Annotated in this window: 5 protein-coding genes and 1 pseudogene; 1 reads left to right on the plus strand and 5 read right to left on the minus strand. The window is 40.0% G+C overall.

The window, feature by feature from the left end; all coding sequences use genetic code 11:
• Window positions 1-194 precede the first annotated feature (194 nt).
• The 5 genes and pseudogenes from ACXLDX_RS02230 to ACXLDX_RS02250 all read right to left on the minus strand — a co-directional run.
• The gene (locus ACXLDX_RS02230; RefSeq protein WP_457575562.1) at window positions 195-1,580 is read right to left on the minus strand and encodes a phytoene desaturase family protein; all 1,386 of its coding nucleotides are present in this window, start codon (window positions 1,578-1,580) and stop codon (window positions 195-197) included.
• 4 nt (window positions 1,581-1,584) lie between these two features.
• On the minus strand, window positions 1,585-1,836 hold the full coding sequence (locus tag ACXLDX_RS02235; RefSeq protein ID WP_457575563.1) for an acyl carrier protein: 252 nt from the start codon (window positions 1,834-1,836) through the stop codon (window positions 1,585-1,587).
• A gap of 740 nt (window positions 1,837-2,576) precedes the next feature.
• A complete protein-coding gene (locus ACXLDX_RS02240; RefSeq protein ID WP_457575564.1) occupies window positions 2,577-3,824 on the minus strand; it encodes a beta-ketoacyl-[acyl-carrier-protein] synthase family protein in 1,248 nt (415 codons plus the stop codon).
• 221 nt (window positions 3,825-4,045) lie between these two features.
• On the minus strand, window positions 4,046-4,477 hold the full coding sequence (locus tag ACXLDX_RS02245; RefSeq protein ID WP_457575566.1) for an SH3 domain-containing protein: 432 nt from the start codon (window positions 4,475-4,477) through the stop codon (window positions 4,046-4,048).
• A gap of 30 nt (window positions 4,478-4,507) precedes the next feature.
• Window positions 4,508-4,831, minus strand: a pseudogene (locus ACXLDX_RS02250) (SH3 domain-containing protein); the annotation flags it as partial.
• A gap of 621 nt (window positions 4,832-5,452) precedes the next feature.
• On the opposite strand from ACXLDX_RS02250, the gene ACXLDX_RS02255 reads away from it, so the two are divergent.
• Window positions 5,453-6,000, plus strand: a 548-nt coding sequence (locus tag ACXLDX_RS02255) for a hypothetical protein (protein WP_457575565.1), incomplete at its 3' end; no start/stop codon positions are given.

Genomic DNA, 6,000 nt, shown 5'->3' on the forward strand with positions numbered 1-6,000 from the left:
ATTTGCGTCACACCTCAACCCTGCAATTGGAGTGTTCAGGATCTGCACCTGCCTTTAAGAAAATGCGATGCTCAAAGGGATAACGTATCGACATGCTTCAAACCACATAACAAAACAGGAGAATGAAAACTCCAGAAATGCAGTGACGGTGAACGGTTAAATGTGCATTAGTTATGCGGTATAATGTATAATAGTTATAATCGATGGAGAATGTGTCTGTTCACAATGGACACTCCACTCAGCATTGAACCGATAATACCTAGAAACCCCTGGTCTGTTCCAGCTAAAAAAAGATTGGTATAGCCGATATCTCCATCTTTAATCTTATCAGGACTGCCATATATCGCCCCGCCAATTTTTGAAGTATACCTTTCAATAGTTACCGGGGTGAAAGTGTCTTCATATACTATGTTTGTCCTGAAATTTCCAATTTTATTCTCTAACCGTTCCAGGGTAAGCCCTGAGGACATTTTCTTTTGAGCCAGATAATTCCGCCGGTTGTCCGCCAGGTTTTTCCATTGAGCATAATTTGCCAGATGTGTGGCACGTATCTCAATTTCGCTTTTTTTCCCAACCCCATGAAAATGGGCCGGAAAACATATCACTCCGCTGGAATGGTCCACATAATCATCCGGTCTTTGATATTTGAACGTATCGGCATCGTTGTAAAAAATAATAGTTTTCCTGTTTCCTTCAAATAATTCGGGGGTATTTTTTACTCTAAAGATAGTTTCAGTGAAAGCGAGTCGAGGACGGCTGAGAGATGGTTTGTCGCCCAGGAGACGACGGGTTTCATCTGCACCTATGGTGGAAAGAATATAGTCACACTCAATTTCTTCACCGGAAACAAGTTGAACGCCATGTACCTCATTACTATTATTCAAGAGGATCCTGCTGACTTCCGTATTATGCTGTATCCTGCCGCCGAAATCAGTAAAATGGTTGATTAATATATCAAGAAAATCCTTTATTGTGCCCTGAGGGCGAAACATCCCCTGTTGAAAAATGGCCTGGAACATAATGACAAACTGATTGAGATCCATATCATTTTCATGACTCGAACCATAATACATCAGGGGACAGAGCAGCATTTCCACCAGAAGATCGTTCTGTAAAAATTCAGCAAGTACTTTTTTTGCTGAACAAAAAGGAGTTTCTGCAAATGGATCGATTGTGTCAAGATGGGAAATCAGTTTTTTAAATCTGTCGATTGATTGCGGAAATACTTTGTTGATTTCAGACTCCAACAACCTGAAGTCATTAGAAAAACTGATAGAAGCTCTGTTTTTAAAAACGATTTCGCTGCCAAATTGCTGGCAGAAAACAAATTGTTTTCGTTTGAGTTTCAGTTGTCTGAACAGACGGTTGACAGGGGCATCTTTCTGCTCGGGAGGCGCATAGTTTGTGACAGCATGCAAACCCGTTTCAAAAAGTGATTTATTTCTAAAATAATAAGAATTAAGACCACCGGGTCTTGAATGCTTTTCCAGGATGAGAATATCGGGGACGAACCGGGCAGCTCTGATTGCGGCGGCCAGTCCTGAAAGACCGCCGCCAATCACCAAAAGCGGAATTTTCACTAAATCAGGCGTCTTTAAGAAGGGGTTTGAGGTAGGTCACACAACTGTTCAGAGATGCCAGATTCGGATAGTCTTCTTCAGGAATCTGCAATTGATGACGTTTTCTGAGTTCCATGACGATATCCAGAAAATCCATTGAATCCAGGTCAAGCTGGTCACGCAGGGGTTGATCAGGGTCGAGATTGTCAAAATCAGCTTCATCATCAATATCTTCTATGATCTCAAGTATAAGATCTTTAATTTCTTCACTTGTCATGTAGCTCTCCAAATTCAGCGTATTGTCGAAAACATGACAGGATATCTTCCTGCCAATATTTCAAATTACAGATTTTTATGGCCCCGAGGGGATATAACAAAAAAAATATCTGATTACGTATAACACTCAGCCTGATACTTGTGAACCTGTGGATGTGTCTGTTTTTTCAGGCACATTCACAATTCCGCTGAGCTTCATGGGTAATCAAGAAAAAATATCACTCACAGTCAGATTTTACTGTCCTTACGGCCGACAGTATCCTTTTGTAAACTGAGTATGAAATCCTGCAAAAATATGGTGTACACATGCGCCTTTAATGTAACCTGAATCGTGCAATTGGCAAGTTCAGAGTCTCCGCTCATCTGCCTGAGATACGAGTTCTGATGGCACCGATGTATTCATATTCTTCAAGCCATTGAAAACAAAGCAGGTGAATAAGCCTGCAAGATTCAGAATTCAATAACGTTACCAATCCCGCCAGATAAAGAAAACGGAAAAACATACAGTCACTCAAACAAGGACTTGCTGATTTCTGCAAATATCTCGTAACAGATCGAAATTAAACAAATAATCGTGCTTTTCATTTTCTGAGATGCTGGAGTTAGATGCAAGACTCAATTCCATACACAGTTAAAAATATTTATATGCCCGTTCTTTCCCTCCAGAAATTATCAATTTAAAAGGAAACATTCCCTATAACATACCTTGCCTTTCTTTTTTATATTTATTTTTTAAAAAAATTATTTTTCAACATTCCGCTCAAACTTTTTTATGATAACAGCTGAGTTAATTCCCACCATTCCGAAAGAATTATTCAAAATGGTTGAAACAGAATCCGTTTTCAGTGGAGAGTTGATTACCATGTTTTCCAGAGTGCATTCCGGATCCAGGTTGTCAACGTTAATCGTCGGATGAATGAAATTGTCCTCAAATGCAGGAAGATTTCCAGCAAGTTCCAGCACTCCTGCCGCTCCCATTGCATGACCTATAATGCTCTTTGTATTGTTGATAAAAGTCTTGTCAGAGCACCCGAAAACTTCGCGAATTGCTTTGCATTCTTCAATATCGCCCGATTTTGTGCCAGTTGCGTGGGTATTAATCAGATCAATGTCTTCCGGATCCAGTCCTGCCCGAGTCAGAGCCAGTTTCATACATTCCGCCTGTCGTTTGCCATAGGGGAGAACAAAGTCACGTGCATCAGAATTCATGGCGTATCCCACTATTTCACCATAAATGCGGGCACCTCGTTTTACGGCATTCTCCAGCTCTTCCAGAACATATACACACCCGCCTTCAGATATAACAATACCGTTTCTGTCCAGATCGAACGGCCGTGATGCGAGTCGTGGATCATCTGCATGTCCCAACGCTCCCTGTGCCTGGAAACTTGCAAAGATACCGAATGACCCGACAGATTCTGAAATTCCACCGGCAAGGACCATATCCGCCTCACCGAGTCTCAGTATTTGTGTAGCCTGGATCAAAGAAGCGTTTCCGGCGGCACAGGCTGCACCAACAACATAGTGAGGTCCGGTAATACCCAGATTCATAGTTATTTCACCGGCAGGATTGTTCAGGACAGTTCTGGGATTGTGATGATGTGTCCAGTAGTTAACGTCATAATCAAACTGTTTTATATTGTACACTTCATTTTCAGTCTCAACAGTTCCATGTTCCGTTAAACCAATTACAACTGCAACTTTTGAAACATCATAATGGTGTATGTCAAGTTCCGCGTCGGCCAGCGCCTCATTGGCACAGTAAACTCCAATGCAGCCGGCCCGGGTGCCTTTTTTGTTTTCTTTTTTCTTGCGATATTTTGTTTCCTGAAAAGTGCATATTCCTGCAGGGGCTTTACCGAAATAGCGGAGATCAATCTCCTGGATTTCACTGATGCCTTGAAGTAATTTTTCTCGAAATTCCAATAAATTTGAAGCATTTGGTGCAGTCAAACCGACACCTGTAATAACAATTCTACGAGTTTGCATAATGAGCTGATTTACCAATTGAGTTTTTTTGTTTTAATTCCCACCGCAAAAGATCATTGTCCCACGGTCGAGATTATCAAGTACCAACCTATGCGGACAAAAGAGACCGTGAAAAGCTGGGGTGCCTGTGAGCAATTACCTCCATACCGCCAGAGTCTCACGGGCAATCAGATTCTCAAAGGGGACTTTTTTATGTTCTCCAGACACTCAGGATTTATGAATTAATATGAAAATTTACTTTTTCTTCTGCTCCCGATCTTTCCAACGAGAATACCAAAGAAGAAAACCAGTGCTCCACAACCGAACCAGTAATACTTCTGTAGATCCTTGAGCCTGCTGTTTGTTGACTGACACTCATCAAGAGAGGATTTTTCCTTTGTGTATTCTTCCAGAAGATTATTATAGGTATCTTTTAATTTTTTGAGTTGAATGAGAATAAATTCTTTTTCTTTCAGTACTGTTTCCATCTTTTTCCCTTCGGAAGAGACAAGAGTAAGTCTGGCAATTTGGTTCTTCTTGTCTTCAAGCTTTCTCCGCATCACATTTAACTGATTATGAAGGGCTGTTACATCATCCTGATTCGAAAAACTCTCTTTTTCCTGTAACCGCTGTTCCAGTAAGATGATTTTTTCCTGAAGCTGTTTTATTACCATACTCTTCGGCAATGTAGATTTAACATATTGCCTGGCAATCCATCCGGTCTTGCCATTTTGAGTTCTCACTTTGAAGTATTCGTTATTTTCCTGAATAATTTTAACTTGTTCTTCAGACTTAACAACACCGGTTACAGTAAAAGGCCTCTGAATATTGTCTCTGAGATTTATAACCAGAAAGTCCGATATATATCCTGTAGCATCCTGTTGAATGTTCTCCCCAAGGCAGTTGTATGTATCGAAGATGACCAAAAAACTTATTATGAGAAAAATAATTTGAAAGGATCTGTGCATAATGAGCTCCTGCTGTCTTTTCAGTGTGCAGCCGGACAGGGGACCGATTGCTAACTGCATCTCCAGATAAACTGAATTTCCTGGCTGAATGAGATTTTCAATTAATGCTTCTGTATACAAATTGAATATATGGATGTCAATTTTTTACAGTTTTATCTTAAAATTCGCGACTGAAGGTTATTACACCTAAGTCGGGACATGGGATAACTTAAGGTGAAAGGGAGTGTCAAGGGAAGGGTGCCAGTAATTAAAAATACCTAATTACGTACAAAACTCAGCCTGATACTTGTGACCTGGGGATGTGCCTGTTTTATCAGGCGTATTTCAAAAATCACATTGTATTGGTTTGAAAATAATCTGGACTGACACTTTTTCATTTGAATTCCTTATCAATTGAGATTTCCAGTGATTTTTGACCGTAGGCTAGCCTGATAAAGCAGGTACATCCACAATTTGGCTGAGTTTCATGGGTAATCAAGTAAAAATATAATGTTATCCGTTTCAAACTTGACTTATGTCACCTCTAAAAGATAGTGTGAAAATAAACTGTTATTTACAATTGACAGTAACAGGTTTTATTATAATACTAACACGTATATGCTGCCGAAAGCTGTTCAGGCAGTCATCTCAACCCTTACCTGCTGTTATTGAGTAATCCGAAAATAAAAAAAGGAAACCTGGATGGAAAAACGGGAAGTCGGCGAAATTGAAATTATAGAAAACATAAAAAAAGAAATCGCTCTCTCGGAAGAAAAAAGAAAAGAAAAGAGATTTCAACATAATGTCGCAGTGCTCAAACAGGGTAATCTTTCGGTTTTTGAAAATGAAGAATTCGTCCTGAGCTTTGTCGATTATCTCAGCAACACCCTTGAGATCCCGGAAGATGAATTAAAAACACTGCTGGCAGGAATGAGCCAGGGTGCTTTATCCGAAAATGGACGCATCAAGGAAAGGAGCGTGATGCTTCTTACCCTTTCAGCCGATTATATTTTTTCTCAGAATAATAATGACCTTATAATCAATATTCTTGATATTTTCCTTGGCTGGATTGAGTACGAGAACGACTTTATCACAGGTTTCACTGTGATTATGAAAAAACTTGAAGAGATAGTCTTCCGTTTAATTGAAACCAATTCCTGGTCTGATGTGGAACGGGTTTTAACAAAACTCTCCCTTATACAGAAAAATAAAATCCCGAAAAAGAAAGTGATTTCTGGACTGGTCAACGC

It is taken from the genome of Desulfomarina sp., assembly GCF_054039375.1.

Excerpts from the sequence above, each read along its gene's own strand:
- ACXLDX_RS02235 (WP_457575563.1), bottom strand. The coding sequence starts at position 1,836 with ATGACAAGTGAAGAAATTAAAGATCTTATACTTGAGATCATAGAAGAT.
- ACXLDX_RS02240 (WP_457575564.1), bottom strand. The coding sequence starts at position 3,824 with ATGCAAACTCGTAGAATTGTTATTACAGGTGTCGGTTTGACTGCACCA.
- ACXLDX_RS02245 (WP_457575566.1), bottom strand. The coding sequence starts at position 4,477 with ATGGTAATAAAACAGCTTCAGGAAAAAATCATCTTACTGGAACAGCGG.